The 26907-nt window shown below is 65.0% G+C and carries 20 protein-coding genes and 1 riboswitch; of the genes, 8 read left to right on the top strand and 12 right to left on the bottom strand.

All coding sequences use genetic code 11. From position 1 onward, the window contains the following. Positions 1-46: 46 nt before the first annotated feature. Entirely contained in the window at positions 47-1699 is a 1653-nt protein-coding gene (locus tag ACSBQT_RS14940) for a DUF1684 domain-containing protein (protein ID WP_435001982.1), read from the bottom strand. 135 nt (positions 1700-1834) lie between these two features. On the opposite strand from ACSBQT_RS14940, the gene ACSBQT_RS14935 reads away from it, so the two are divergent. The 4 genes from ACSBQT_RS14935 (at position 1835) to ACSBQT_RS14920 (ending at position 7832) form a co-directional block, all read left to right on the top strand. Then, positions 1835-3139 carry a M18 family aminopeptidase gene (locus tag ACSBQT_RS14935; RefSeq protein ID WP_435001981.1) on the top strand — a complete coding sequence of 435 codons (1305 nt, stop codon included), beginning with the start codon at positions 1835-1837 and terminating at the stop codon, positions 3137-3139. A 62-nt stretch (positions 3140-3201) separates the two neighbouring features. Next, positions 3202-3310, top strand: a riboswitch (TPP riboswitch). Further along, complete coding sequence (gene thiC, locus ACSBQT_RS14930; protein WP_435001980.1) at positions 3306-5114, top strand: phosphomethylpyrimidine synthase ThiC; 1809 nt, start codon at positions 3306-3308, stop codon at positions 5112-5114. It overlaps the preceding riboswitch by 5 nt. Positions 5115-5212: 98 nt before the next feature. Continuing rightward, positions 5213-6004: an amidohydrolase family protein gene (locus ACSBQT_RS14925; RefSeq protein ID WP_435001979.1), complete on the top strand. Its 792-nt coding sequence runs from the start codon at positions 5213-5215 to the stop codon at positions 6002-6004. A 31-nt stretch (positions 6005-6035) separates the two neighbouring features. Beyond that, positions 6036-7832 (top strand): ABC-ATPase domain-containing protein, encoded by a 1797-nt coding sequence (locus ACSBQT_RS14920; protein WP_435001978.1) that lies wholly within the window; start codon positions 6036-6038, stop codon positions 7830-7832. A 34-nt stretch (positions 7833-7866) separates the two neighbouring features. On the opposite strand, the gene ACSBQT_RS14915 is transcribed toward ACSBQT_RS14920, so the two are convergent. Continuing rightward, positions 7867-10323 (bottom strand): thioredoxin domain-containing protein, encoded by a 2457-nt coding sequence (locus ACSBQT_RS14915; protein WP_435001977.1) that lies wholly within the window; start codon positions 10321-10323, stop codon positions 7867-7869. A gap of 110 nt (positions 10324-10433) precedes the next feature. On the opposite strand from ACSBQT_RS14915, the gene ACSBQT_RS14910 reads away from it, so the two are divergent. Together ACSBQT_RS14910 and ACSBQT_RS14905 are read left to right on the top strand one after the other, a co-directional pair. Further along, positions 10434-11459, top strand: coding sequence for a hypothetical protein (locus ACSBQT_RS14910; RefSeq protein ID WP_435001976.1), 1026 nt, complete (start codon positions 10434-10436; stop codon positions 11457-11459). 180 nt (positions 11460-11639) lie between these two features. Then, positions 11640-12092, top strand: coding sequence for a pyridoxamine 5'-phosphate oxidase family protein (locus ACSBQT_RS14905; protein ID WP_435001975.1), 453 nt, complete (start codon positions 11640-11642; stop codon positions 12090-12092). 60 nt (positions 12093-12152) lie between these two features. On the opposite strand, the gene ACSBQT_RS14900 is transcribed toward ACSBQT_RS14905, so the two are convergent. Beyond that, positions 12153-13013: a glycerophosphodiester phosphodiesterase gene (locus ACSBQT_RS14900; RefSeq protein ID WP_435001974.1), complete on the bottom strand. Its 861-nt coding sequence runs from the start codon at positions 13011-13013 to the stop codon at positions 12153-12155. 338 nt (positions 13014-13351) lie between these two features. On the opposite strand from ACSBQT_RS14900, the gene ACSBQT_RS14895 reads away from it, so the two are divergent. Further along, entirely contained in the window at positions 13352-14845 is a 1494-nt protein-coding gene (locus ACSBQT_RS14895) for an alanine/glycine:cation symporter family protein (RefSeq protein WP_435001973.1), read from the top strand. Between the two features lie 114 nt (positions 14846-14959). Beyond that, positions 14960-15259: a hypothetical protein gene (locus ACSBQT_RS14890; RefSeq protein ID WP_410709718.1), complete on the top strand. Its 300-nt coding sequence runs from the start codon at positions 14960-14962 to the stop codon at positions 15257-15259. A gap of 147 nt (positions 15260-15406) precedes the next feature. Here ACSBQT_RS14890 and thpD read toward each other — a convergent pair whose 3' ends face one another. The 9 genes from thpD to gcvP all read right to left on the bottom strand — a co-directional run bounded on the left by thpD (position 15407) and on the right by gcvP (position 26827). Then, complete coding sequence (gene thpD, locus ACSBQT_RS14885; RefSeq protein WP_410709717.1) at positions 15407-16315, bottom strand: ectoine hydroxylase; 909 nt, start codon at positions 16313-16315, stop codon at positions 15407-15409. Between the two features lie 204 nt (positions 16316-16519). Then, a complete protein-coding gene (locus tag ACSBQT_RS14880) occupies positions 16520-17221 on the bottom strand; it encodes a hypothetical protein (RefSeq protein ID WP_435001972.1) in 702 nt (233 codons plus the stop codon). Positions 17222-17448: 227 nt separating this feature from the next. After that, positions 17449-17856: an ectoine synthase gene (locus tag ACSBQT_RS14875; RefSeq protein WP_435001971.1), complete on the bottom strand. Its 408-nt coding sequence runs from the start codon at positions 17854-17856 to the stop codon at positions 17449-17451. A 170-nt stretch (positions 17857-18026) separates the two neighbouring features. Then, positions 18027-19319: a diaminobutyrate--2-oxoglutarate transaminase gene (ectB, locus tag ACSBQT_RS14870; RefSeq protein WP_435001970.1), complete on the bottom strand. Its 1293-nt coding sequence runs from the start codon at positions 19317-19319 to the stop codon at positions 18027-18029. Positions 19320-19480: 161 nt separating this feature from the next. Beyond that, positions 19481-19876, bottom strand: a complete 396-nt coding sequence (gene ectA, locus ACSBQT_RS14865) for a diaminobutyrate acetyltransferase (RefSeq protein ID WP_435001969.1) — start codon at positions 19874-19876, stop codon at positions 19481-19483. Between the two features lie 593 nt (positions 19877-20469). Next, positions 20470-21939, bottom strand: a complete 1470-nt coding sequence (locus tag ACSBQT_RS14860; RefSeq protein ID WP_435001968.1) for an L-serine ammonia-lyase — start codon at positions 21937-21939, stop codon at positions 20470-20472. A 181-nt stretch (positions 21940-22120) separates the two neighbouring features. Beyond that, positions 22121-22519, bottom strand: a complete 399-nt coding sequence (gcvH, locus tag ACSBQT_RS14855) for a glycine cleavage system protein GcvH (protein ID WP_410709712.1) — start codon at positions 22517-22519, stop codon at positions 22121-22123. 112 nt (positions 22520-22631) lie between these two features. Continuing rightward, complete coding sequence (locus ACSBQT_RS14850) at positions 22632-23894, bottom strand: glycine cleavage system aminomethyltransferase GcvT (protein ID WP_435001967.1); 1263 nt, start codon at positions 23892-23894, stop codon at positions 22632-22634. After that, the gene (gene gcvP / locus ACSBQT_RS14845) at positions 23894-26827 is read right to left on the bottom strand and encodes an aminomethyl-transferring glycine dehydrogenase (RefSeq protein ID WP_435001966.1); all 2934 of its coding nucleotides are present in this window, start codon (positions 26825-26827) and stop codon (positions 23894-23896) included. The genes ACSBQT_RS14850 and gcvP overlap by 1 nt, the downstream gene beginning before the upstream one ends. Positions 26828-26907: the final 80 nt, after the last annotated feature.

Raw genomic sequence — 26907 nt, 5'->3', positions numbered from 1 at the left:
AGTTCGGGGAGGAAACGGGCGCTGGGGCTGAGGCGGGGAGCAGGGTTCAGCGGTGGTGGCGGATGAGGGCGACCATGCGGTAGTCGAATTCCTGCCAGCTCGTGATCGAGGCGCCGGATTCCATCGCCGACTGGAAGTCCTCGACCTCGGTGCGGTCGGACTCGAGCGGAATGTCGAAGGGCATCTCCACGTAGATCAGCCCGCTGGCGTCGGTGTGGACGATGTCGAATCCGGCCTGCTTCGGGTCGAGTTCGTTGTTCATCACGATGAGCAGACGCTCCGCCGACGCCTCGTATTCGGTTTCGATGCCGTCGACGTAGCCCTGCTGCGAACGCAGCTCCCGCTGGGCCTGGATGACGAACGCCGAGTACGCGCCGATGCCGATGACCGGAATCCGTGAAGTCAGCGCTTCGGTGGCGACATCGATGAGCCTCGACCGGGCCTTGCGCCCCAGGGGAGAGAGATCCCCGCCGGACATTGCGACCCCGTCGAAGCCGACGAGGGAGATCCGCCCGTCATCGTGGTTGGGGTTGAGGATGGTGATGTCGAGGCCGAAACGCGAATACCAGGGGCGGGTCACCTCGGCGCTCTCTTCGTCCCACCACACGTAGAAGAGGAACGGCACGTTGATCCCGGCCTCCGAGTAGAAGAATGGGGGACGCCGCTCACCTGCGGTGACGTCGAAGGGAACGACGTTTCCCTCGATCGGGGCCGGGCAGGTGGCGAATGAGGTGAACGCGAACGGGTAATTCACCGCACGGTTGAAATCGATGACGAGCGACCCGTCCTGATTCGGCACTCCGAGGTCGATGGTCCGCCACGCGGCGGTGGTGCTCCCGTTCGTCGAATCGTGGAAGTCCAGTTGGAGTCCGGTCTTCGGGCACCCGGTGGCGAGCAGGCTCACCTCACCGTGCGAGGTCTCGAAGGTGACGGTTCCCGCCGCCTGTGTCTGCAGCTGCAGGTCCTCTTGGGCAGTTTCGATGGTGTAGGTCTTGAACGGGTCGAACCTGGTGAACCGGGCGAGGAAGACGAAGTCCGGGTCCGGGTCGAAGACCGGAACCTCGAAGAACTTCCCGAGCAGCGGGGACTTCGAATTGCGCACACGCACGCCGAGGCGGCCGCCCCGATCGATGAGTTCGTAGAGGACGTTGCCGACGGTGAACCAGTTGAGCGAGCCGCCGTTCGGAAGCTTCGCGCTGAACCCGTTCTCTTCCACGCGGACCTGTGGCTTGGCGGGCGCTGCTGCGTGCCCGTCGGATCCGCCATCGGACCCCGCATCGGATCCGGCATCCGTTCCGGCAGAAGAGTCGGCACCCGCAGCGTCTGCCGCAGCCGCGCCCGCACCGGACTGGTCCATCACCCTCGGCAGAGTCGAGGTGTCGCTGGGCACGGCCGGGCTGGTCGCACGGGTCGGTCCTCCGCCGTTCGCACCGGAGCCGCCTGCAGCCCCAGCAGTCCCGCCGTTGTCGACCTTGCTGAGCAGGTCGAATGTCTCGGCTGCGGGGCCGGCCTTGATTCCGGTCTTCAGAGACACGGTCACCCATCCGTCGTCGACGGTGAACGTGCCGGGGGCGTCGGTCCAGGTCGACTCGGCGTCGAGCCAGTGAAGTCCGACGACACTGAGCCAGCCGAACGGTTTCGCAAGGGCTGAGTTCCGTGAGTCGCGCCAGGTGTTCCACTCCGTCACGAACTGGTTCACGTCGAACACTCCTTGCCGTCGCTGGTGCGGTCGCAGGGTCGCTGCCCCCGCCTGATTCTCGGACGCGGTGGCAACCCGTCGCCTGAGACCTGATCTTCTTCACCTCCAAACTACCGCAAACGATAGGCTGGGGAAATGAATGAATCACTCCCGAGACCGGATGCGGCCGCGACGACAGCGGCCGACCTCGGCGACTTCGTCAGCGCATCTCCCAGCTCGTACCACGCGGTGGACACGGCAGCGAAACGCCTGGAAGGGGCCGGTTTCTCCCGCCTCGACGAGTCCGTCCCCTGGGCGCTGACGCCAGGGACCGGAAACTACGTCATCCGCGACGGCGCGCTCATCGCATGGATGAATCCCACGGTCACCGAGGCGGCTCCCCGGTTCCGTGTGTTCGGTTCCCACACCGACTCCCCGGCGTTCAAACTCAAACCCGGCGGTGAGTTCACCGCCGAAGGCACCCGCCAGGTCGGGGTGGAGATCTACGGCGGGCCGCTGCTGAATTCGTGGCTCGACCGTGAGCTCGCATTCGCGGGTCGACTCAGCCTCGCCGACGGCAGCATCGTACTCGCCCGCACCGGGCCGATCGCTCGCATCCCGCAGCTCGCGATCCACCTCGACCGGCAGGTCAACGAGGGTCTGACCCTGGACAAGCAGCGTCACACCACTCCCGTCATCGGTCTGGCCGACCTCACCGAGGCAGACATCATCGAACTGCTCGCAGAGTCGGCCGGGGTCGATGCCGAGTCCGTCGTCGGCCACGATGTCTACACCATTCCCGTCCAGGAGCCGGCCCTCTTCGGTGCCGCCGAGGAGTTCTTCGCCTCGCCGAGGCTGGACAACCTTCTGTCCGTGCACGCCGGCGTCACCGCTCTTACCCAGCTCGATGCCGATAGGCTCGACGGCATCCCCCTGTTCGCGGCGTTCGATCATGAGGAGATCGGGTCGAATTCGCGCTCGGGCGCGTGCGGTCCGTTCCTCGCCGATGTCACCGAGCGCATCGTCGCCTCCTTGCTGCCGCAGTCGACGCGCAGCGATTATCTCGCGTCGATGGCCACCTCGGTGTGCGTCTCCTCCGATGCCGGGCATGCTGCCCATCCGAACTATCCAGAACGGCACGATCCGCATGTCCGCCCCCGCCTCGGCGGCGGTCCCCTGCTCAAGCTCAACGCTCAGCAGCGCTACGCCACGGATGCGGTGGGCACCGCCGTGTGGTCGCAGGCGTGCGCGGCCGCAGGAGTCGAGTACCAGGATTTCGTGTCGAACAATGCGATGCCCTGCGGGTCGACGATCGGACCGCTGACCGCAACCCGACTGGGCATGACGACCGTCGATGTGGGTCCGGCCCTGTACTCGATGCACTCGGCCCGCGAAATGGTCGCGGTCTCCGACGTCGTCGCCCTCGGCGCGGCTGCGAAGGCGTTCCTCCAGGGCAGCTGACCCTCAGCCTGTCGCTCGAGGCGCCGCAGTTGTCCTCACTGCGTCAGTCGTGATACGAATTGCACGACCCCACGGGAGCCCACTGCAAGGGCTGAGATCGGACTGGATCGTCCGAGACCGTAGAACCTGATCCGGTTGATACCGGCGTAGGAAGTGAGGACTGCAGATGACTGCATTCACCCCGGAAACCCCTGCCCCTGCCACGACTTCGGCCTCCGCACCTTCGCACGACGAATTCACCCTCGAGCAGTATCCGACGCATTCGCCGGCATGGGTTGATGACGAGGAACACGGCATCCGCGTTCCCGTGACCCGCATCGAACTCGAGGACTCGAACGGCCGGGCGAACGATCCCGTCGACGTCTACCGCACCGTCGGACCGGGCAGTATCCCGGAAGAGGGACTGCCCGCTCTGCGATTCCCGTGGATCGAGAACCGCCTCGACACTGAGACCTACGACGCCCGCGGCCACCGCATCGCCGACGACGGTCGTGCCGCCGTCCGCCGAGGTGCCCCGTCGCAGCAGTGGAAGGGACGCAAACCGGTCCCCCGTCGGGCCAAGTCCGGCCGCACGGTGACCCAGATGCACTACGCAAGGCAGGGCATCATCACCCCGGAGATGCGGTTCGTCGCGCTCCGCGAACAGTGCGATGTCGAACTCGTCCGTGCCGAGCTCGCCGCCGGTCGCGCGATCATCCCGAACAACATCAACCACCCCGAATCAGAGCCGATGATCATCGGCAAAGCGTTCCTCGTCAAGATCAACGCGAACATCGGCAATTCCGCGGTCACCAGCTCCATCGCCGAGGAGGTGCAGAAGCTGCGATGGGCCGCGAAGTGGGGTGCCGACACCCTCATGGATCTGTCGACCGGCAATGACATCCACACCACCCGGGAGTGGATCATCCGCAATTCGCCGATCCCCATCGGCACCGTCCCGATCTATCAGGCGCTGGAGAAGGTCGACGGCGATGCGAACGCGCTGACCTGGGAGATCTATCGCGACACCGTCATCGAGCAGTGCGAGCAGGGTGTCGACTACATGACCGTGCACGCCGGTGTGCTGCTGCGCTACGTTCCGCTCACGGCCGACCGGGTGACCGGGATGGTCTCACGCGGCGGGTCCATCATGGCCAGCTGGTGCCTTGCCCACCACGAGGAGAACTTCCTCTACACCCACTTCGATGAACTCTGTGAGATCTTCGCTCGCTACGATGTCGCCTTCTCGCTCGGCGACGGACTGCGGCCGGGTTCTATCGCCGATGCCAACGATGCTGCCCAGTTCGCCGAGCTCGACACTCTCGCCGAGCTCACCGAACGCGCGTGGGCCCACGACGTCCAGGTGATGGTCGAAGGGCCCGGGCACATTCCGCTCCACCTCGTGCGGGAGAACGTCGAACGTCAGCAGGAGCTCTGCCACGGGGCGCCGTTCTACACCTTGGGTCCGCTGGTCACGGATATCGCGCCCGGATACGACCACATCACCTCGGCGATCGGGGCGACGGAGATCGCCCGCTACGGCACGGCGATGCTCTGCTACGTCACCCCGAAGGAGCATCTCGGTCTGCCCGACCGCGACGACGTCAAGACCGGAGTGATCACGTACAAGATCGCCGCGCATGCCGCCGATATCGCGAAGGGCCACCCCGGTGCGACGGCCCGCGATAATGCGCTGTCGAAGGCTCGGTTCGAATTCCGGTGGCGGGACCAGTTCGCCCTCGGCCTTGATCCGGAGACCGCCGAGGCGTTCCACGACGAGACGCTGCCGGCGGAACCGGCGAAGACCGCGCACTTCTGTTCGATGTGCGGTCCGAAGTTCTGCTCGATGCGCATCTCCCAGGACATCCGTGACACCTACGGCAGCGCCGAGGCGCAGGAGGCCCTGGCCGGAATGCTGCGGAAGAGCCGCGAGTTCCTCGCATCGGGAGGAGAGGTCTACCTGCCCGATCCGACGGTCGGACTCAAGGCAGACTGACCGTCGTTCAAGGCGTGGCGCGCCCACCGAACAGTACACAGACCGACAGACGCGCCACGCCTTGAACGAGCAGTTCGAGGACGAGGTAGGTTGACGGTATGAGCGAACCCCAGCGTGCCTTCGACGCGCACCTGCACATCATCGATCCGAGCCATCCGCTGATCGAGAACAACGGTTATCTGCCCGATCCGTTCACGGTCACTGATTATCGCGCGCGACTGCAGAGCCTGGCCGATGTGGGAGTCGAGGTCGCCGGAGGAGCCGTCGTGTCCGGTTCGTTCCAGGGCTTCGACCAGAGGTACCTCATCGAGGCGCTGCGCCAGCTCGGCGACAACTATGTCGGCGTCACCCAGCTGCCGGAAGAGACCACCGATGATCAGATCCGACGCCTCGACGAGGCGGGCATCAAGGCACTGCGATTTAATATCGCCCGCGGCGGCTCGGCCACCCTCGACGCCCTCGACGGCTTTGCCCGACGAGTCCATGACCTAGTCGGATGGCACGCCGAGCTCTATATCGACGCCCGCACGATCGCTGACGACCTCGCCGCACGCATCGCCTCACTTCCGGCGGTGAGCATCGATCATCTGGGCATGCACGAGGACGGACTGTCCACCCTGCTGCGCCTCGTCGAGGCAGGAGTCAAGGTCAAGGCCACCGGTTTCGGTCGTGTGGAGCTCGCTCCCGCCGAGGCGGTCCGCCGCATCGTCGACACCGACCCGACCGCTCTGATGGTGGGGACGGACCTGCCGTCGACGCGAGCACGTCGCCCCTTCGCCGATGCCGATTTCACGCTCCTTCGTCAGGTGCTCACCCCCGCCGAAGCGGACGCCGTGTTCTGGTCGAACGCGGCCCGGTTCTACGGCCTAGAGTCCAAAACCGCTGAGTAGGCGATCATCTCCACCCAGTAGCATGAGTGAAATGAGTTCACGTCAGTCGAGTCTCGCCTCCACTCTGCACAACCTCGACGGTCGCAGCTACGGCAATCTCAAGCAGATCCGCGGCCGCTACACCTTCGGACCGGTCACCGTGTTCATCGACCGGGTCCAGGCCGACCCGTTCGCTTCCCCGTCGAAGGTCCGGGTCCGCGTCGACCGTGCGGATGCGAGGTTCCCGCTTGACCTCACCACTGATCGCGCCGACCGCATCGCCGCCACCGACTATCTGCTCCGCGCCGGCAATGAGGTGCTCGCGAACATCAATCAGCGCGCACTCATCCTCGGCCACCCCGGACAGGAGATCCTCGAGCGGACGAACATCCTCATCGACGATGCCGGGTTCGAGGCACGACTGCTCGTCAATCTGCCTGCACGCGGCCGCCGCATCCTCGGCCATCAGGCAGCGGACATCCTCACCCGCGATCTCCCGGAATTCGCCGAACGGCTCTTCCTCTTCGACCGTTGGTCAGACGTCCCGGCAGGCAGCGGAGGGAACACTCACGCTCCGTCGGCCCAGGGGCTTGCCGACCACGTCCAACTGCACCGGGATCAGCTGGAACTGCGCAGCCACCTCGGCGAAGCAGGACTCATCGGGTTCGTCGGAAATGGTGCGATTCTCCCGCGGACGTCCGGGGATTCGGACCTGCCGATGAAATCCTCCGATGCGGTAGCGTTCACCTCCCCTCCCGAACTCGAGCACACGGTCGAACTCTCCAGCGGCCGCACCGTCACCGGCATGGGCATCCCTCACGGGGTCACCGTCATCGTCGGCGGCGGCTATCACGGGAAGTCGACGATTCTGCGCGCGCTGGAACGCGGCGTCTACCCGCATATCGCCGGCGACGGGCGCGAATGGGTCATCGGCGACCCGACTGCCACCTCCATTCGAGCCGAGGACGGTCGCGCCGTCACCGGCGACGACATCTCGGCGTTCATCAACAACCTACCCTCGGGCTCTGACACGAGATTCTTCTCCACGACGAACGCCAGCGGGTCGACCTCGCAGGCGGCCAATCTCGTCGAAGCGATCGAGGCGGGCGCGAACACCCTGCTCATCGACGAGGACACTTCGGCGACGAACTTCATGATCCGCGACGAACGTATGCGTGCGCTCATCCCCGCCGAGCGGGAACCGATCACCCCGTTCGTCGACCGCGTCCGACCTCTGCTGACCAGACAGGGCGTGTCCACGGTGCTCGTCGCCGGCGGATCGAGTGCGTTCTTCGAAGTCGCCGACCACGTCATCGCTCTCGACGCCTACGTACCCAGCGAAGTCACGGATCAAGCGCACGACCTCGTCGGCGTCACCGCCGCCGACTTCGAAACGGCTCCAACCGGCCTTGGCCCGGACACCGGTTCGGACGCTGCCCCGGAATCCCCCACTGCCCCTGCTTTCACCGCCGCACCGCGCGTGCCCACAGCGAAAGCCCTGCGTCCGGCGTCGAAGACGAAGACCGCTCGTGCGAAGGGATCCGACCGGATCCAGTTCGGCCGCGACTTCATCGACCTCATCGCCATCGCTCAGCTCGTCGACGCTCAGCAGGCGTCTGGAGTGGCCGAAGTTCTCGAATACCTCGCGGAGATCTTCGACGGACGCACCTCCCTGACTGAGGCGCTGGCCGAGGTCGAAGGCATGCTCGATGCTGAAGGCATCGACGGAATCACGGGGCACCGCGACCATCCGGGCCACCTGACCAGGCCGCGACGTCAGGAGATCGCCGCCGCGCTCAACCGCTACCGCGGCTTGAGCCTCGAACGCCGAGCGGAGCCTCGAGCCTAGGCCCGACCTTCAATTGTTGAACTGAACCTCGCCCCTACCTGTCCAACAGCCCAACCAGCTCCGTGGCGGTGCCCACTGGCAGTGAGCACGAGGTCCCTCGGCACACGATCGCCGTCCCCGCGGGGACGTCGACCTCTCGGCCGTCCGGCCCCGGCACCCCCGTCGAGGCCGTCAGCAGAGTCAGCGACGGATGCCTGGCCGCGATGTTCCGCAGTGCCTCGTCGACGGTGACGACCCGCACAGGAGACAGGGCCCGCTCGGACTGCCACAGAGCATGCCCGCACCCGCGTGGAGCCTGCCCGGCCAGCGCCCGGTAGACCCCGAGCAGCCGATCCCGAACCTCCAAAAGCCGTCCCGTATCCAGCTCGGCGCCTTCACCCGGGAACGCCGCATCGCCCGATGGCTCCCAGCCACCGAATTCCAACCCACCAGACGTCGCAGCTTCGACACCGATTTCGGCGAGCAGCAGCACCGCCTCGGCGGCCGCGGATCGTCCCGAAGGCACGGTGTTGTCGACGGGGTCCACCGACTTCACGTCGATGATTCCGTCACCGAGCGAATCGACCGCTTCGAGGACCCCATCGCCACGTTCGGAGGTGAAGAGGTCAAGCATCGCCGACCCGAGATCGACCAGATCCTCCACCCTCACCGAGGCGGCCCCGTCCGGGAGCTGCCGGACCGTGGTCCCAGCGGTGATGAGTTGCGCCCAATCGGCGAGCCCGCCCCGCCCGGGGCCGGCGACTCCGCCGGTGAAAGAACGCCGCACATCGAGCGCAGCCGAGTCGGACGAGTCCCCCGATTCGGACGCACCACCCGGCTTGAGTCGGTCATGCGTCGCCGTCCAGAATCGCACGGCAGTTTCTGCCCATCGCGCCGAATCCGCAGATTCGGTGTTCCCCGTGCTCGCACCACCATTCGGGTCCGCACTCCCTGTCGAATCGGCACCACCGCCAGTCGCAACTCCCGCACCGAAGTACAGGGCCGCCTCGGCGAGGGCGGTGACAGCCAGGGAATTCCATTCGGTGATGATCTTCTCGTCGCGGGCCGGCTGGGACCGGCGAGCGCGCAGCTGCTCGAGCACCTCGCGCTGATGCCGCGTCGCGTCAATGTCCCACGGCGCGGGGTGCTCGGCGTCGAAGGGCACGTCTTCCATGCCGAGCCAGTCGATGATGCGCACGGCCGCGACCACCTGGCCGGATAGTTCGCCCCCGGCCGGGGAATCGACAAGCCCGAGCAGACCGGCCTGCCCGGCTTCCGCGAATTCCTCGGGGGTGAAGACGTAGGCTGCGCCCTCTTCGGAGTCTCCCGCCGAGTTGAGCGAATCCGCGTCGAGTGCGGCGATGAACCCGTCGTCGGTCGACAGGTCGCTGATCAGGAAGTTCGCGGTGTCGGCGATCTCGCGTTCGGCCAATGCGAGCCATTTGGACGCCGGGTCCAGGGTGCGTTCGACCTTCGCCCAGGCGACGACGGCGCGCAGGTATAGGGCGTTGTCGTAGAGCATCTTCTCGAAGTGCGGCACGAACCACTGCCGGTCGACGCTGTAGCGGGCGATTCCACCTCGCACCTGGTCGCGCATGCCGCCGCTGGCGATCCGAGCCAGCGTCGAACGCACCGCGATGAGGCAGTCGAGGACGAGTTCGCCGGTCAGGTGCCCGTCGGCGCCGAGCCAGCCGAGCCGTCCTTCGGCCCGGACCCGATCCATCGGATGTTCAGCGGCCGCTCCCCCGTCCGCCGAGGCGGTCCCACCGGTTCCCGGGCGCGCCGAATCACCGCTGTCGGGTCCCTCACCCGCCGAGGCGGTCCCGCCCAAGCGCACGAACGCCGCGAGGAGCTGGAGGACGTTCATCATCGGCGGGAACTTCGGTGCACCGCCGAACCCGCCCCACGCCGGATCGTAGGAATCGAGGAGCGCCGCGGCGGCGGAATCGAGTTCATCCGGGGTCAATGACTCCGCGGTTGCCTCGGCGGGAAGAGCACTCGTCACTGCATCGGCCATTTCGGCCAGTCCGCGGTCCATCCGGGCCGTCATCTGGTTGACCTCGTCGCGGCGGTCCGTCCAGGTCGCCGATACGGCGGAGAGCACCTGCGTGAACGCAGGCAGATTGCCCCGCGGCGCGGGCGGGAAGTAGGTGCCGGCATAGAAGGGACTGCCGGCAGGTGTGGCGAAGATCGTCATCGGCCATCCGCCTTGGCCGGTCATCGCCTGCAGGGCGTTCATGTAGTAGGCGTCGATGTCCGGCAGTTCTTCCCGGTCGATCTTCACGGGCACGAACCGGTCGTTCATCATCGCCGCGACTGCTTCGTCCTCGAAGGATTCGTGGGCCATGACATGGCACCAGTGGCAGGTGGAGTAGCCGATCGAGATGAGGATGGGGACGTCACGGCGGGCCGCCTCGGCGAGGGTGTCCTTCGTCCACATCCGCCAGTCCACGGGATTGTCGGCGTGCGCGCGCAGGTAGGGGCTGGTCGAGTCGGCGAGTTCGTTCGGCATGACCCCAGCGTCTCATTTCGCGCGGTCTCGTGCGAGATCACGCTCAAGACAGTGCGAGATCTTCCCCATTCAGCCGACAAGGGAACTGGTTTTTATGGGAGCATGAGGCCATGACCACCGCATCGAACACCGACTCCCACAACCCGAGAATTGGCCTTGACGCTCGCAAGATGGGCATCACCGCCGTTGCCGCGCTCGTCTTCCTCGTCACGTGGATCGGCGCAGGGCTCCTCGAGGTCAAGGCTCAAGACTCCTATGTGTCGTCACCGGGTCCGAGCCTCCTGCGCCTCGCGCTCATCGCGGTCTCCGGCGCCGCCGCGATCACGATCGCCCGCGGTCTTCGCCCGATCCCCCGCAGCGTGTTCATCGTCGTCACCGTGTTCCTCTGCGCCGTCGAAGCGCTCAAGTCGATCTTCACCATCGACATGCTCGGCACCGACGCCGGGGGTCTGGCCGGCAATCCCACGCTCACCACGGCCCTGGGCGCCCTGAGTCTCATCGTCACGGTGACTTTCCCGATCGTCGTGGCCCTTGCCTTGGCCGGGGTCACGGCCCAACTCGTCCCTGTCGCCGAGGCGGCCGCCCCCGCAGTCCTCCGGCGCCGTTCCCGTGCCGCCGCCATCGGGTTGTTCGCCGCGACCGGGATCGTGCTCCTCGTCTGGTTGCTGCGAACCATGTTCGTCGACGCCATGTTCCTGTTCGAGTACGGTGATGCCGTCAATGCTCTGGGCGCAGCGATCGGGCTCGTCTCCGCCATCGCCGCCCTGCGGGTCATCGCCGAGTCTCGGTCGCTGCCGGCCGATGAACCGGCCGTCGGCCCGGCTTCGTCCGGCACCACACCGCGATCGGCTCGCACTCTGGCCTTCGTCGTCATCGCCTGCGGACTGCTGTTGTGCCTGGAGTCGACCTTGCTGGCGGTCGGATATCCACCGGTCTCCACCCTGGGATACCCGGGCTGGGTCGTCTCCATGTTCGGCCTCGTTCTCGGCAGCCTCGTGCTTGCAGTCCGCACTCTCAACTGCGCTCCGACTGACAACACCGAGACCGACGACGAAGAGTCGGCCCAATCCGGCGACGTGGAGAGCGACAAGTCCCACGACCGCGACCGCGCGATCCGTCGCCCCGCCCACGGCTGAGCCGGCCCGCGACTGCCGCAGACTGCTCGCCCACAGCTGAGCCGCCCCACGTGGTGAGACCACATCATCCGACGGGCAAACACCTCTTCCTCCTCAGCCGCGCTTCTTCTACACTATGTAGAACTCAGCGATGAGGGAACCGAACACGGTGACCACCGCTGTCGGACAAGGAGGACGACCATGAGCACCGAATCACCCTGGACCCTCGACGCCAAGGACTGCTGGGAGCACCTGCGGTCGACCACAGTCGGCCGACTGGCGGTCATCGTCGATGACGCCCCGGAGATCTTCCCGGTCAACTTCACCGTCGAGCATTCCGCTCTTGTCATCCGCACCGGGGACGGCACGAAGATCGACGCCTTGCGCGGTCATCCCCGCGTCGCCTTCGAGATCGACGGCGTCGATGAGGAGACCGCATTCAGCGTCGTCGTCAAAGGCGATGCGAAGGAGATCACCGCTCCCGACGACCTGCGCAGCACCGTCTCGCTCGACGTCTCCCCGCTGCAGCCCGGCACGAAGAATCACTTCGTCCGGATCCTCGCCGAGGAGGTCACCGGCCGCAGCTTCCCCGTGACCGATCCGACGACGTGGAAGTCAGCTCTCAGCGACGTGGCACGCGCTCCGCACGAGTGACCGATGCGGCGCGTTCGGGCATTGTGATTCGAACTCGAACGCTGGGGCAGCGCCGGGTCATCAGAGAGCTTCGACGACCTCGACGAGACGGTCGGGAGCGTTGGTGATGATGCCGTCGGCGCCGACGTCGATGGCCCGTTCCATCTCACCGAGATGGTCGACGGTCCACACCAGGCTCGTCATTCCGAGTTCGTGGATGGCGGAGAGGAAGTCTTCGTCGGCCGCGCAGAATTCGGGGTTGACCTGGTCGACCCAGTCGGCGAAGTCCTGGAGTTCGTCCGGGCACGGGCGGCCGAGCACACCCACCGGGATCTCCGGGGCGAGGGCGTGGAACTCTTCGACGAACGCCCAGTTCGCGGACTGGACGACGAGCATTCCGGCGGCCAAAGCCCGGTCGAGATAGTTCGGCACGGTGCGCAGGGCGGACAGGACCGCCTCGGCGATTCCGGGATAGAGCTCGGGATGCTTGACCTCGAGCAGCAGGCCGGTGCGGGTGTCGTGGGCGAGGGTGAGCACCTCGGCGAGGCGGGGCACGCGGACACCGGCGAATTCCTCGCCCTTCCAGCTTCCGGCATCGAGCGTGGCGATCTGGGCGGCGTTCATGCCGGCGATGCTGCGGTCTTGACGATTCGGGTACAGGGTGCGGGCATCGGTGGTGCGATCGACGGTCGTGTCGTGCATGATCACGAGCTCACCGTCGGCGCTCATGTGGACGTCGGTCTCGATCATGTCTGCGCCCTGGTCGATGCCGGCGATGAACGCGGGGATCGTGTTCTCCGGCCAGTCGGCGGACGCACCTCGGTGTGCGATGACCAGGGGCGGGACCCGAACGCGGGCGGGATCGATCACGGTATCGGTGACGCCGGTGCTGAGGTCGCGGGGCGAGTGATCGGAGGTGGGGGTGGCGAGGGTGATGGGCATTTCAGAACTCCTCCACGGAGACTGCGGGTGGCATTCGGGCTCCGGATCCAACTGCTGCACGGTGGCCGAACGATGAGTACTAGGCCGCCCAGAATAGGGGTCCCGAGCAAGTTCCGGATGATGCGCGAGTGGACGGAACATGAATCCTGACGGTGTCGGCACTGGCCGTCGCCTGGGCTGACGCTGACTCGGCCGAAAGGGAATGTCGCACTTCGGGCAGGGGCCACTGCCACAACCTCGGGAGCAAGGGTGGCAGACTGGGAGTAAACACGGACGGAGTTCTCGCGTTCCGCGCCTCCGATCCTCTCCAGCATAATTGCCGAAGGAGGCGCAGTTCGATGGAGATGCTCCAGAGTGCTTTCGACAGTGTCAGCACCGTATCGTCGTACATCCTCGTGGCTGTTCTCATCCCCACTGGTCTGTATTTCACCATCCGCACGGGAGTGGTGCAGGTCCGCCTGCTGCCCGAGATGTTCCGCACCCTGACCGAGCCCGGCGGACGGGATTCCGAGGGCAACCGCAACATCTCACCGTTCCGCGCCTTCTCGATCTCCGCGGCCTCGCGCGTGGGAACGGCCAACATCGCCGGTGTCGCTTTGGCGATCTCGCTCGGAGGACCGGGTGCGATGTTCTGGATGTGGGTGACGGCCATCGTCGGCGGCGCCACGGCCTTCGCTGAATCCGCACTCGGCCAGCTGTACAAGCTCAAGGACGGTCCGAACTTCCGCGGCGGTCCCGCTTATTACATCAAGCACGGGCTGAACATGAAGTGGCTCGGACTGGTCTTCGCCGTCATCGTCGCCATCACCTACGGCATCGTGTTCAACTCGGTGCAGTCGAACTCCATCGTTGACGCTGTCGGGGCCTCCTTCGGAGTCGAGAGTTCGGACGGCGTCTTCGCTGCCGTGGCCGGTGCGATCATCGCCGTCGCCGCCTTCGCGATCTTCGCCGGCGGCGCCAAGCGCATCTCGAACATCTCGGCTTATCTGGTGCCGATCATGGCCGGCCTCTACCTCATCGTCGGCATCATCGTCGTGGTGATGAACATCGGTGCCGTGCCGTCGATGATCGCCACGATCGTCACCGACGCGTTCAGCATGGATTCGATCGCCGGCGGCACGCTGGGATCGATCATGCTCATCGGAGTTCAGCGCGGCCTGTTCTCCAATGAGGCCGGTATCGGTTCGGTGCCGAACGCTGCGGCCACCGCCTCGGCGTCCCACCCGGCCAAGCAGGGCTTCGTGCAGGCGCTGGGTGTGTACTTCGATACGATCCTCGTCTGCTCGATCACTGCGTTCATCATCCTGCTGTCGAACCCGGAGTACGGCAGCTCCGCCGAGGGCATCCAGCTCACGCAGACGGCGTTGAGTGGTCAGCTCGGGCAGTGGGCGATCCACTTCCTCACGCTGGCGATCTTTCTCTTCGCGTTCTCGTCGATCCTCGGCAACTACTACTACGGCGAAGCGAATATCGAGCATCTGACGACGAACCGCGTCGCGCTGCGCGTGTATCAGGTCATCGTCATGGTCTCGGTGTTCATCGGTGCGATCGCGGCTCTCGATCTGGTGTGGACCGCGGCAGATATCTTCATGGCGATCATGGCTCTCATCAACCTCTTCGCCCTGTTGATGCTCTCGCCGCTGGTGTTCTCTCTGCTGAAGAACTACCAGCAGCAGCGCAAGGCCGGCTTCGAACCGGTGTTCCGCCGCGGGGATCTGCCGACTTATCGGCGCATCAACACCGAGGTCGACGCCTGGGACGGCACCGACGAGGTGACCACCGCGAAGTTCTGGCACGATCGCGGCAAGAAGGTTCGCTCCGACGGCGAATGATGCTGCGATCATTCTGATTTCGCAGACACATCGGGCGCTCCCTTCTCAGGGGCGCCCGATGTGTTTTCATTCCCCAAGGCCCGCAAGCAGCCCCCCGACCCTCAGGAGGTCCCGTTGAGTATCGATCGCGCTGAGTTGGCAACTGCCCTCGCCGAGGCGACCGGATGGTCGGTCACGGCCGATTCACACCGAGTGACGTTCACCAATGATGATCCACCACAGGTGGTCATCTGGACCGTCACCGATTCCGAGATCGGTCAGCTGATGTATAACGAGAATCGCCGTGCCCAGGGTTACGGAGGCAAGAGAACTGCCGATCTAGGTGCCTTGTGGCTTCCCCTCATGGAAGCGCTAGGCCCATTCGAGGGATCCCGTGGCGTGATTCGTGGGACTGACCTGTGGATCATCGAGTAGCCGCGACTCATCGAGGTCTGTTGGAAGGCAAAGGGGTCCGGCGCCGCGACTGCGGCACCGGACCCCTTCTGTGCAGATGCGCTCACTCCACGGGGAGTTCCAGGCATGGGCGAGGCATCAGCGGCCGGCCCGATTGCGTATGTGGAGTCACCTACCGGCTGGAGTGAAGTCAGTGCTGCCGACGAACTCCGGTCGCGGTTTCGGCGCTGCGAACGGTTCCACACACGTGTTCTCCACCGAGTTGTACACGATGAAGATATTCGAGCGCGAGAACGGAGTGACGTTGCCGTTCGACGCATGCATGCAGTTGGAGTCGAACATGATCGCTCCGCCGGCCGCTCCTTCGAGCACGTCGATGCCGTATTCGTCGGCGAAGTCACTGAGAGTCTGACGATCCGGGGTGCCCGCACCCTGCATGATAAGTGACTTCCGATAGTTGTCCTCGGGAGTGCCTCCCACGCAGCTGATGTAGCGCTTGTGCGAACCGGGCATGATCATCAGCGGGCCGTTGAATGAGTAGTTGTCCGTCAGCGACAGCGAAAGACTCACCGCGCGCGGAGTGGGCATTCCGTCCTCAGCATGCCAGGTCTCGAAGTCCGAATGCCAGGAGAACTCTTTGCCCACGAATCCCGGCTTGTAGTTGATCCGGCTCTGATGGATATAGACATCGGTTCCGAGGATCTGACGTGCACGGTCGACGAGGCGCGGATCGTTCGCGATCTTTCTGAAGATCTCATTGGTGCGATGGATGTCGAATATCGACCGGACCTCGTCGGACTCGGCTTCGACGACGGTACGCTCATCGGCCTTCACCTCCGGGTCACGCGAAAGCCTTTGAAGCTCGTCGGTGAAGAGTGTGAGCTCTTCGCTTGTGATGAGCTGATCGATCGTCAGATAGCCCGTGTCCTCGAAGTGCTTGAGATCAGGCGCCTCGAGGGGCCCGTCTTCGGGAGAGCCGAAGACGATCGGACCCGTGCGCGGGAGAACCTCTGTGGTCTCACCGGAGCGAGTCGGATAGAGATCTGTGGTTGCGGTCGCAGCTGATACTGCTGTCATCATTTCTCCTTCCTTCGCTATGTGCCGTCTGCCCGGCCGGTGGCGTAACTGCTCATCGGCCCCGCAGAACGGGTTGTGCGGCCACCGTAACAGGAAGACATCGTCCCCGGTACCCCGGTCAGAGCCAGGACAGAGAGACCGGCACTTTCAAGCGATCCAACAGAGATGAATCGCCTCCAAAGGTGCCGGTCATTCTTTGGACGGTCAGCGTTTGACCGACTTCGAGGTCGCTCCGGTTGCCCAGCTGACCTGGCTGAAAGTGACGCGGTAGGTCTTCTTGCTCTTTGACTTCAGCTTGTAGGTGGCCTTGCCCTTCTTCGCGGAGACCGTCTTCAGCGTCTTCCATTTGCTGCCGGACTTGACCTGGAACTTCACCTTCGGGTTGTAGTTCCGTTTCTCGTCCCATTCGGGGTTGTAGTACTTCGTCGAAGACGTCAGCGTGACGGTGCTGCCGCTGCGTTTTGAGGACAGAGAGGCGTAGGTCTTCCCGCGGACGTAGAAGTAGCCCTTGGTCGGATCAACATCGTCAACGATTCCGACTAAATCCGCAGTATTCGCCCACACGTCGGATGGTCCAATCGTGTACTTGCCAAGGCCATCCATATCGGGGCAGATGTCAGTAAGAGTGCGCTTCGACTCGTCGTCATCATAGAAGTACGCACGAGAAACTCGTTTGCCTTTGCTGCTGATCCCAGAGCTAACTTTCCACCTGTCGATACTGCCGGACCTCTTATGGGACATATTCACCACGATGTTCCGGCAACTGTCGCTCGAGACAACAATGCTGTTTGCGGACAGCTTGGTGACATCAAAAGAAATCTTCGCTGCTTCGGCAGACAAAGCAGGACCGATGGCAAGAGCAAGAGCAGCAACTGACGCCACGAGGGCGCGCTTGAGGAACTTCATGGAGACTCCAACTGAAGAAAGGATGGAAGGGTATGCCTGAGTCGGAGTCAACGAATGTGCAGTCGGCAACGAGAAGTCACGAAACTTGAAAGTTGTATGACCGAAGATTATCACACCTGCAGTGCGACTGGCTTCGGCTCAACCTTGCCGTTCAAGCGCACAACTCAACAACACGAAAAAGGCGGCCCGAGCGCAATGCTCGGGCCGCCTCGGCGAGGGGAACTGATTCAGCTCGCGGGTGCCGCCTCATCCTCGAGGATGAGGGGGTACACGCCGTTTTCGTCGTGGACCTCACGACCGGTGACCGGCGGGTTGAACACGCACGCCATCCGCAGCTCTTCCTCGGCGACAACGGTGTGCTTCTCGTGTCCGTCGAGCAGGTACATGACGCCATCGTGGAGCGGGTATTCCTTGCCGGTCTCCTGATCGGTCAGCGTGCCCTTGCCCTGCACGCAGTACACGGCTTCGACGTGGTTCTGGTAGTGGAACGTCGAGGTGGTTCCGGCGTAGATCACGGTGTCGTGGAACGAGAAACCGACGCGTTCCTTGCCGAGCACCATGCGGCGTGAGCGCCAGGTTTCGGACTTCACATCGCGGTCGGTGTCGTTGAGGTCATCGCGGTTGACTACGTACATTAGTGGTCCTTTCGCAAAAGGTCGGTGAAAGTGTTCAGGGGTGGGCCGCGGACTTCCGTCTGACTTCAACGGCTCCAGTCGGCCCGGGTAGGCGATCGAGCAGGTGAGCTCGAATCCGCCCAAAGCTCGGGCCGGCGCCACAGCTGCGACGCCGGCCCGGCAGAGGTGGGTCAGGCCAGTGCGGCCTTCGCGGCGGCGGGAGCGAACTTGAGCACTCCGGCCTCGATGATGTCCAGGCCTGCCTGCAGATCGCGCGAGTCGATCGTCAGCGGCGGCATGATCTTGATGACTTCGTCATCGGCGCCCGAGGTCTCGAGCAGGAGACCGTTCTCGAAAGCATAGGCGGCGACCTTCTCAGCCACCTCGAGGTCCTCGAAGCAGACGCCGGCCAGCAGGCCGCGTCCACGGATCGAAGCGCCTTCAGCCTTCTCGACGATTCCGTCGAGGCGCTGGTGCAGCTCGGCAATGGTGTCGGCGAGCTGGTTCTGGAACTCGTTGTCGGCCCAGAAAGTCTTGATGGCGGCGGTCGCGGTCACGAACGCGGGGTTGTTTCCGCGGAAGGTGCCGTTGTGCTCGCCGGGCTCCCAGACGTCGAGCTCGGGACGGAACAGAGTCAGTGCCAGCGGCAGACCCGAACCGGAGATCGACTTCGACAGGCAGACGATGTCGGGCTCGATACCAGCCTCTTCGAAGCTGAAGAACGAGCCGGTGCGGCCGCAGCCGGCCTGCACGTCATCGACGATGAGGAGGATCTCGTGCTTCTTGCACAGATCGGACAGGGCGCGCAACCATTCGGCGCGAGCGGCACGGAGTCCGCCCTCGCCCTGCACGGTCTCGACGATGACAGCGGCGGGCTTATCGACGCCCGAGCCGGAGTCCTCGAGGACCTTCTCCAGCCACAGGAAGTCCGGGACCTCACCGTCGAAGTAGTCGTCGTACGGGATCTTCGAGCTGTTGGTCAGCGGGATGCCTGCGCCTTCGCGCTTCATCGAGTTGCCAGTCACCGACAGCGATCCCAGCGTCATACCGTGGAACGCGTTGGTGAACGAGAGCATGTGCTGGCGACCGGTCACCTTGCGAGCGAGCTTGAGCGCCGCCTCGACGGTGTTGGTTCCCGTCGGTCCGGGGAACATGACGGAATAGTCGAGTCCGCGCGGCTTGAGGATCAGGTCCTGGAAGGTCTGCAGGAACTCACGCTTGGCCGGGGTCTTCATGTCCATCGAGTGCAGAACGGCACCCGACTGCAGGTATTCGATGAGCGGGCCCATCACGGCCGGGTTGTTGTGGCCGTAATTGAGCGCGCCGGCGCCGGAGAAGAAGTCGAGGTACTCGTTGCCGTCTTCGTCCCACTGCTTGGCACCTTGTGAACGGGCGAAGGTGGCGGGCCAGGAACGGCAGTAGCTGCGCACGGCAGACTCGCGAGTTTCGAAGATGTCGGGCTTGTCAGAAGGTGTTTCGGTCATCTTTGGAGTCCTTTCGACTTCTTGATTGTGCGGCTACATCGTGTGCAGTCGCCGAGGCGGTGGCCGCTGCCGCTCATTGCGGGCGCTTCCTTCCGCCTCCTGGCACCTGTCGCGTTCGCTCCCTTGAGGCAGGGGGCCGCGCGGCACCGGGGTGGGGCTCGTTACAGGGGTGCGATCTCGTAGAGGTACTCGGTGTCGTGGCCGTCCGGGTAGAGGTCCGGGGTGAACAGCGGGCGACGGTTGAATCCGGCCCCACGCTTCTCAGCGAACGCCTGGAACAGGCGGTTGGACGCCGCATTGTCCTCGGTGATCGTCGTCTCCATGCGGAGAGCGCCGGTCCGGTCGGCCAGTTCATGGAGCATGGTCGATGCGAGTCCGTGTCCACGGAAGTTCTCGTTGACGGCCACCTGCCAGATCATCAGGGTGTCCGGGTTCTCCGGACGGGTGTACCCGGTGATGAAGCCGGCGGGTTCTCCGTCGATTCGTGCGATCACCGAGGTGTCCGCGAAGTCGCGGCACCACAGCAGGTACGAGTACGAAGAGTTCAGGTCGAGCACGGCTGTGTCTTTCGCGAGCCGCCATAGATGTTGTCCGTCCTCCAGTTCTGGAGTCCGGACGTCGATTTGCGTCTTCGGTTCAGCGAGTGCGTTAATCACGCCAACAAACCTAACGAGCTGAGATCGAGCGTCAACCTCGAAAGTGCCGATTCCGGGGTACTTCCGCAACGATCATCCCGAGCTACCGACATGTAACGGACCTGGCTTTCCCCATGGCATCTCTGGGATGTGACGGGGCGCTCCTTCGCGCTCATACCGCGCCATAGGTTCGTTATCGTTTCGTTACATTTGACTGGAGTTGGAACAAGGGTTCCACGTGTTCCATGTCACTTCGGTCGATTTGGGACAGCAAGGAGGCCTGTTGCCGCGGAGGCGTCCGAACGGCTCTGTGAGCGGCTTCGCGGCGGCTGTGAAGATCAGGTCGCCTGGGCAGCGCGATGGGCAGTGCGAAATGTTGTCGCTTTCGGATGCCTGCACCCGAATATAGGTCGCTATCGGATACTTTTCGGCGCTGAAAGTATCCGATAGCGACCTATTCTCAGAGGGCAGACGGCCGGCGGGCTGCCAGCCCCACGCCCAAAGACGCACTGACCTCAGCACTCGACGACGTTGACGGCGAGGCCGCCCATCGCTGTCTCCTTGTACTTCGAGGACATGTCCGCGCCGGTCTGGCGCATCGTCTCGATCACCTCGTCGAGGCTGACCCGGTGCTGGCCATCGCCCCACAGAGCCATGCGGGAGGCGTTGATGGCCTTGCCGGCGGCGATCGCATTGCGTTCGATGCACGGCACCTGCACGAGCCCGGAGATCGGGTCGCAGGTCAGTCCGAGGTTGTGCTCCATCGCGATCTCGGCGGCGTTCTCCACCTGCTCGGGTGTTCCGCCCATAACGGCAGCCAGTCCCCCGGCGGCCATCGATGAGGCGGATCCGACCTCTCCCTGACAGCCCACCTCGGCGCCGGAGATCGACGCACGTTCCTTATAGAGGACTCCGATGGCCGCCGCGGTGAGCAGGAAGTCGACGATGGCCCGGTGCTTCGCGGACTCGCCGCCTTCCCTCACCGCGGGAACGTAGTTGAGCGCATAGTGCAGCACGGCGGGGATGATGCCAGCAGCCCCATTCGTCGGCGCGGTGACGACGCGGCCTCCCGAGGCGTTCTCCTCGTTCACGGCCATCGCGATGAGGTTGACCCATTCGAGGTAGTAGCCGGGATCACGGTCGGGGTCCTCGGCCTTGAGCTTGAGGTACCAGTCGTGTGCGCGGCGGCGAACCTTGAGCCCTCCGGGCAGATAGCCCGAGCGGTCCAGGGATGCCGAGGCGCATTCCTCCATCACCGAGTAGATGTGGAGCAGTCCGTGCCGGATCTCGTCCTCGTCGCGCATCGACAGTTCGTTGGCGTGCATGATCTCGGCGATCGACAGGTCGTTCTCGCGGCAGCGTTGGAGCAGCTCGACACCGGAGTGGAAAGGATAGGGCAGCTCTTCGTCGTAGGACTCGAGTTCGGCATCGACGACAGAGTCCGCGACCGCGAACTCGGCATCACCGTTTCCCGCACCATCCTCGGCGGTCTTCTCCTTCTCGAGGAATTCGGTCTCCGAGGTCACGAATCCGCCGCCGACGGAGTAATAGGTCTCCTCGGCGAGGGTCTCCCCCGCAGCGTCGTAGGCGGTCACGGTCATGGCGTTCGTATGGCGAGGGAGGACAGTCAGCGGGCGTTTGACCATGTCATCCTCGGTGAACTCGAGTTCGACGCCGTTGCCGGTCGAGTCGCCGAGGATGATCGTCCCGGTCTCGGACATCCGTGTCCGCCGGGCGGTGAGTTCGTTGGCTTCGATGAGATCGGGGCGGCAGCCCTCGAGGCCGATGAGGATGGCGTCGAAGGTCCCGTGACCGGCGCCGGTGGCGGCCAGGGAACCGAACACGTCGACGCGCAGATCCGCCACGGATCTCAGCGAATCGCTAAGTAGGTCGATGAAGCTCGCGCCGGCACGCATCGGTCCGACGGTGTGGGAGCTCGACGGTCCGATGCCGACCGTGAAGAGGTCGAAGACACTCAATGGCATGGCAATCACTTCGTTTCTGATGAGATGACAACGGGGCCGACCGAACAGCCGTGCACTCACGTGCATGGCGAGCCGATGCCGACGATGTGTCGGCACCGACCTCGACCGACCCCGTTTCAGGGTTTATATCCTCCGCCCCTAACAGGGAGGAGCGAGACTCAGGTGAGTCTCGCGCTGAGGCTCAGAGGGAGTTCGCCTCGGCGTAGCCGGCGGCGTCCATGACTTCGCCGACCTCGGTCACGGCGACCTCGAACAGCCAGCCCTCACCGTAGGGGTCGGAGTTGAGCAGTCCGGGTGAGTCCACGGCCGCCTCATTGATGGTGACGACCTCGCCGGTCACCGGGGTGTAGAGGTCGGAGACGGACTTCGTGGATTCGACCTCACCGCAGGTCTCACCTGCGGTGATGGTGTCGCCGACCGCGGGCAGGTCGACGTAGACGACCTCGCCGAGGGCATCGGCGGCGACGGCGGTGATGCCGACCTTGACGGTCTTGCCGACGAGCTCATCGGCAGCGCCGTCGACCCATTCGTGTTCGGCGGAGTAGGTGAAGTTCTGCGGGAGCGGGGGCAGCTGTGCCATATGTCTTCCTTACTGTGACTGCCGCCGGAAGGGGCGGTCACGACGTTGTTGTGCCAGGTGGGACCAGTCTACGAGTCACCGGTCCCACCGGGATGAATTATGGGTGAGAGCTTCAGTGAGCCTGACGCTTGTAGAACGGCAGCTGCGTGACGGTGAAATCGTGCGCCTTGCCGCGGATGTCCACGGTCACGGCGGTGCCGACCTCGGCACGGTCCCGGTCGATGTAGGCCAGGGCGATCGGGTGGCCGAGCGTCGGTGAGGGCTGACCGGAGGTGACGGTGCCGACCTCGGAGCCGTCGATCGACACGGCGGCTCCGGAGCGGGCGGCGCGGCGTCCTTCCGAACTCAGACCGACGAGCACGCGCGGCGGTTCGGTCTCTCCGAGCTTCGCCAGCGCCTCGCGGGCGAAGAAGTCGTCCTTCGTGTTGAACCCGATCATCCGGCCCAGTCCCGCATCGAACGGGGTGGTGTTCTGATCGAGTTCGTTGCCGTAGAGCGGCATTCCGGCTTCGAGGCGCAGCGAATCGCGTGCGGCCAGACCGCAGGGAACGAGCCCGTAGTCCGCGCCCGAGGTCACGAGCGTGTTCCACAGGCGGGTGGCGCCGATGTTGGGGACGTAGAGCTCGAACCCGTCCTCACCGGTGTATCCGGTGCGGGCGAGCATGAGGTCGATCCCGGCGATCGTCAGCGGCATCCACGCGTAGTACCCCAGTTCGCGCACCGCCTCGCCGATGGTGATCTTCTCATCCCCCGCCGAGGTGGCTCCCCCGTTGGCATCGTCGGTGACCTCGGCCTTCGCCTGGTCACCGGCGCCGTTGCGGGGTCCGAATTCGCCGTGGCCGGACTCGTCGAGGGCGCGCAGGATGATCGCCTCGGAGTTCGGTCCCTGCACGGCGATGAGCGCGGTGGCGTCGGATTCGTCGGTCAGGTGCACATCGGAGCCGGGTGCGACGGTCTGGACGAACTGGTGCACGCGGTCCTTCAGCGCGGCGACCACGGTGGGCGTGTTCGAGGCGTTGGGGACGATGAGGAACTCTTCGTCGCCGATGCGGTAGGTGATGAGGTCGTCGAGGAGGCCGCCTGACTCGTTGACGATGACTCCGTACTTGGCCTTGCCGATCTTCATCTTCGAGTACTTCGCGACGAGCGCGTAGTCGAGGAAGGCTGCGGCGTCGGTTCCGGCGATGCGCACCTCACCCATGTGGGAGAGGTCGAAGAGACCTGCGGCCTCACGCACGGCACGGTGTTCGGCGAGTTCCGAACCGTACTTCAGCGGCATGTCCCAGCCGCCGAAGTCGGTGAACGAGGCACCGAGCTCGGCGTGGATGCTGTGCAGCGGGGTCTCTTTGGGTGTGTTCGCGGTCGTATCGGTCATCACTTGTCCTCTTCCTCGAACTCTTCGAAGGCCTCTGGCGGCGGGCAGGAGCACACCAGGTTGCGGTCGCCGTAGGCTCCGTCGATGCGGCTGACCGGCGGGAAGTACTTCGTGAGGCGCAGCCCGGGAACGGGGAACACCGCGGTCTCGCGGCTGTACTTGCCGTCCCAGTCGTCCATCACCGCGGTCGCCGGGTGCGGCGCGAGGGCCAGCGGCGACTCCTCGTAGGTATAGGACTTGCCGATCTCGTCGATCTCGGCGCGGATGGTGCGCATGGCCTCGATGAAGCGGTCGAGTTCGTCCTTGTCCTCGGACTCGGTGGGTTCGACCATGAGGGTTCCGGGCACCGGGAAGGCCAGGGTCGGGGCGTGGAAGCCGAAGTCGACGAGGCGTTTGCAGACATCTTCGGCGGTGACTCCCGTCGCCGAGGTGATCGCGCGGAGGTCGAGGATCGTTTCGTGGCCGACGAGTCCGTTCTCACCCGAGTAGAGGATCGGATAGACGTCGCCGAGCTTCTTCGCCAGGTAGTTCGCACCGAGCAGAGCCGAGCGTGAGGCTTCGCGCAGTCCTTCGGCACCCATGAGCTCGAGGTAGGCGAAGCTGATGGGCAGGACGCCGGCGGAGCCGAACATCGATGCGGAGATCGGCAGCTCCTTGGCGTCCGGGTCACCGGCGACGAGTTCCGGCAGCGTGGCATCGCCGGGCAGGTACGGAGCGAGGTGTTCGCGCACCGCCACCGGGCCGACTCCGGGGCCGCCGCCTCCGTGGGGGATGCAGAAGGTCTTGTGCAGGTTGAGGTGGGAGACGTCGCCGCCGAATTCGCCGGGCTTGGCGAGTCCGACCATGGCGTTGAGGTTCGCACCGTCGACGTAGACCTGACCGCCGGCGGCGTGGACCTTGTCGCAGACCTCGCGGATCTGCGGTTCGAAGACACCGTGGGTCGACGGGTAGGTGATCATGATGCCGGCGATCTTGCCTTCGTGCTTGGTGATCTTGGCATCGAGGTCGTCCATGTCCACGGAGCCGTCATCGGCAGTCGCGACGACCTGCACCTGGAGTCCGGCGAGCACCGCGGAGGCGGCGTTCGTGCCGTGCGCGGACTGCGGGATGAGCACGACGGTGCGGGCATCGTCGCCACCCGCCACATGGTAAGCGCGGATGGCGAGCAGTCCGGCCAGTTCACCCTGCGAGCCGGCGTTGGGCTGCAGGGACACACGGTCGTAGCCGGTGACCTCGACGAGGGAGTCCTCGAGGCGGCCGATGAGTGCGCGCCAGCCCTTGGTCTGTTCGACGGGGGCGAAGGGGTGGATGGAGGCGAATTCCGGCCAGGTGATGGGTTCCATCTCGGCGGCGGCGTTGAGCTTCATCGTGCACGAGCCCAGCGGAATCATCGTCCGGTCCAGTGCGAGGTCACGGTCGGCCAGAGTGCGCAGGTAGCGCATCATCGAGGTCTCGGAGCCGTGGGCGCTGAAGACGGGGTGAGTGAGGAATTCGGTGTCCCGGTGGAACTTCGCGTCGAACGCGGGTTCGGGCACGGCGTTGGCTCCGAAGGTCCCCGCCGAGGCGGCTTCGAATTCGTCCGCGTCGACCCGGGCATAGATGCCCAGAGCCTCGAGCAGGCCGTTGGCATCGGCGACGGTGTGGGGTTCGCCGAAGGAGACGCCGACGGTGGTGTCGTCGATGACGCGGATGTTGTATCCGACCTGGTCGGCGACGTAGCGGGCGGCTTCGGCGTCGGCCACGCGCAGGGCCACGGTGTCGAAGAATTCCCAGGTGAGAACCTCGGCGCCGGGGGCGGTGTCCGCGGCCTTCGCGAAGGCCTGGGCGAGGCGGTGGACGCGGGAGGCGATGCGGGTCAGGCCGACCGGGCCGTGGTAGACGGCGTACATGGAGGCGACGTTGGCGAGCAGTGCCTGCGCGGTGCAGATGTTCGATGTCGCCTTCTGGCGGCGGATGTGCTGTTCGCGGGTCTGCAGGGCCAGGCGGTAGCCGGGCTTGCCCTGGGCGTCCTTGGACACTCCGACGAGGCGGCCGGGCAGCTGGCGCTGGAGTCCGGATTTCACGGCCATGAAGCCGGCGTGGGGGCCGCCGAAGAACAGGGGCACACCGAAGCGCTGGGCCGAGCCGACGGCGATGTCCGCACCCTGGGAGGCGCAGTCCTTGAGCAGGGTCAGTGCCAGCAGGTCGGCGTCGAAGGTGACGAGCGCCCCGCGGTCGTGCGCACCGTCGACGGCCTCGGTGAAGTCGCGGATGGCTCCGGTGGTGCCGGGCTGGGCGCAGACGATGCCGAAGATGTCTTCGCCGACGAGGCCTTCGGCGAGGTCGGCGACAGTGACGCGGAAGTCCATGGCCTTGGCGCGGGCGCGGACGACGGCGATGGTCTGCGGGTGGAGTTCGGAGTCGAGGACGACGGTTGTCCCCTTCTTCACGGCTCGACGCATGAGCAGGACCGCCTCGGCGACGGCGGTGGCCTCATCGAGGAGGGAGGCATTGGCGATGTCGAGACCGGTGAGGTCCTGGACGACCTGCTGGAAGTTCAGCAGCGCTTCGAGCCGGCCCTGGGAGATCTCGGGCTGGTACGGGGTGTAGGCGGTGTACCAGGCAGGGTTCTCGACCAGGTTGCGGCGGATGACGGCCGGGGTGATCGTGTCGTAGTAGCCCTGGCCGATGAGCTGGGTGCGCATGACGTTCTGGTCGGCGAGGTCGCGCAGGTCGTTCAGAACGTCGAATTCGGAGCGCCCGGCGGGCAGGTTGAGCTCGTCGTTCTGGATGGATTCCGGGACGGCAGCATTCGAGAGTGCTTCCAGGGAGTCATAGCCGAGTTCGGCGAGCATGGCCGTAACGTCGTCGGCGCGGGGGCCGATGTGGCGGTCGGAGAAGGGGCGTGCGGTGTCCCCTGTTGCCTGCGTCGTATGGGCGAGTGAACTGGTCAATTGCCGTCCTAGGGTCGGTGTTGCGTCCACCGATGGGAGGACGCAGCGATCACTGAGTGTCCTCCCCGATCTGTCGGACT

It is taken from the genome of Brevibacterium sp. H602, assembly GCF_051172395.1.
In the GTDB taxonomy this organism is placed as follows: domain Bacteria; phylum Actinomycetota; class Actinomycetes; order Actinomycetales; family Brevibacteriaceae; genus Brevibacterium.
This window is presented reverse-complemented; position numbering and strand designations above follow the sequence as displayed.